This window comes from Macrococcus lamae (genome assembly GCF_004359545.1).
GTDB classification, from domain to species: Bacteria; Bacillota; Bacilli; order Staphylococcales; family Staphylococcaceae; genus Macrococcus; species Macrococcus lamae.
The window spans coordinates 1-2,575 of record NZ_SCWB01000030.1 but is presented as its reverse complement, the minus strand read 5'-3'; the positions used below and the strand labels follow the sequence as shown (position 1 = coordinate 2,575).

1 rRNA gene is annotated in these 2,575 nt (G+C 52.6%); it reads left to right on the top strand.

The features are described from left to right. A 23S ribosomal RNA gene (locus tag ERX29_RS10705) occupies positions 1-2,575 on the top strand; the annotation flags it as partial.

Genomic DNA, 2,575 nt, shown 5'->3' with positions numbered 1-2,575 from the left:
TGCATCCTGGGGTTGTAGGACACTCAGCACGGAGTTACAAAGGAACGATTTAGACGAATGGCTTTGGAAAAGCCAACCAGAGAAGGTAAAGGTCCTGTAGTCGAAAAGTCGTCCCCTCCTGAGTGGATCCTGAGTACGGCGGAACACGTGGAATTCCGTCGGAATCCGGGAGGACCATCTCCCAAGGCTAAATACTCTCTAGTGACCGATAGTGAACCAGTACCGTGAGGGAAAGGTGAAAAGCACCCCGGAAGGGGAGTGAAATAGAACCTGAAACCGTGTGCTTACAAGTAGTCAGAGCCCGTTCATGGGTGATGGCGTGCCTTTTGTAGAATGATCCGGCGAGTTACGTTTTGATGCAAGGTTAAGCAGTGGATGCGGAGCCGCAGCGAAAGCGAGTCTGAACAGGGCGAATGAGTATCAGGACGTAGACCCGAAACCAGGTGATCTACCCATGTCCAGGTTGAAGTTCAGGTAACACTGAATGGAGGACCGAACCGACTTACGTTGAAAAGTGAGCGGATGAGGTGTGGGTAGCGGAGAAATTCCAATCGAACCTGGAGATAGCTGGTTCTCTCCGAAATAGCTTTAGGGCTAGCCTCGCATGATGATTACTGGAGGTAGAGCACTGTTTGGACTAGGGGCCCCCCTCGGGTTACCGAATTCAGACAAACTCCGAATGCCAGATAATTTAATGCGGGAGTCAGACTGCGGGTGATAAGGTCCGTAGTCGAGAGGGAAACAGCCCAGACCACCAGCTAAGGTCCCAAAATATATGTTAAGTGGAAAAGGATGTGGCGTTGCCCAGACAACTAGGATGTTGGCTTAGAAGCAGCCATCATTTAAAGAGTGCGTAATAGCTCACTAGTCGAGTGACGCTGCGCCGAAAATGTACCGGGGCTAAACATATTACCGAAGCTGTGGATTGTCCGTAGGACAATGGTAGGAGAGCGTTCCAAGGGCGTCGAAGCATGACCGTAAGGACATGTGGAGCGCTTGGAAGTGAGAATGCCGGAGTGAGTAGCGAAAGACGGGTGAGAATCCCGTCCACCGATTGACTAAGGTTTCCAGAGGAAGGCTCGTCCGCTCTGGGTTAGTCGGGACCTAAGCCGAGGCCGACAGGCGTAGGCGATGGATAACAGGTAGATATTCCTGTACCACCTAAGATTGTTTGAACGATGGGGGGACGCAGAAGGATAGGCGATCGTACTGCTGGTCATGTACGTCCAAGCATCAAGACTGAGCATCAGGCAAATCCGGTGCTCACCAAGGTCAAGATGTGATGGGGAGCGAAATTTAGTAGCGAAGTCGTTGATTTCACACTGCCAAGAAAAGCCTCTAGTTAGAAATTAGGTGCCCGTACCGCAAACCGACACAGGTAGTCAGGATGAGAATTCTAAGGTGAGCGAGCGAACTCTCGTTAAGGAACTCGGCAAAATGACCCCGTAACTTCGGGAGAAGGGGTGCTTTTTAGGGTGCAAGCCCTGAAGAGCCGCAGTGAATAGGCCCAAGCGACTGTTTATCAAAAACACAGGTCTCTGCAAAACCGTAAGGTGACGTATAGGGGCTGACGCCTGCCCGGTGCTGGAAGGTTAAAAGGAGTGGTTAGCTTCGGCGAAGCTACGAATTGAAGCCCCAGTAAACGGCGGCCGTAACTATAACGGTCCTAAGGTAGCGAAATTCCTTGTCGGGTAAGTTCCGACCCGCACGAAAGGCGTAACGATTTGGGCACTGTCTCAACGAGAGACTCGGTGAAATCATAGTACCTGTGAAGATGCAGGTTACCCGCGACAGGACGGAAAGACCCCGTGGAGCTTTACTGCAGCCTGATATTGAAATTCGGCACAGCCTGTACAGGATAGGTAGGAGCCTTTGAAGCGTGAGCGCCAGCTTACGTGGAGGCGCTGGTGGGATACTACCCTGGCTGTGTTGACTTTCTAACCCGCGCCACTCATCGTGGCGGGAGACAGTGTCAGGCGGGCAGTTTGACTGGGGCGGTCGCCTCCTAAAGAGTAACGGAGGCGCTCAAAGGTTCCCTCAGAATGGTTGGAAATCATTCGCAGAGTGTAAAGGCACAAGGGAGCTTGACTGCGAGACCTACAAGTCGAGCAGGGTCGAAAGACGGACTTAGTGATCCGGTGGTTCCGCATGGAAGGGCCATCGCTCAACGGATAAAAGCTACCCCGGGGATAACAGGCTTATCTCCCCCAAGAGTTCACATCGACGGGGAGGTTTGGCACCTCGATGTCGGCTCATCGCATCCTGGGGCTGTAGTCGGTCCCAAGGGTTGGGCTGTTCGCCCATTAAAGCGGTACGCGAGCTGGGTTCAGAACGTCGTGAGACAGTTCGGTCCCTATCCGTCGTGGGCGCAGGAAATTTGAGAGGAGCTGTCCTTAGTACGAGAGGACCGGGATGGACATACCTCTGGTGTACCAGTTGTCGCGCCAGCGGCATAGCTGGGTAGCTATGTATGGACGGGATAAGTGCTGAAAGCATCTAAGCATGAAGCCCCCCTCAAGATGAGATTTCCCAACTTCGGTTATAAGATCCCTCAGAGATGATGAGGTCAATAGGT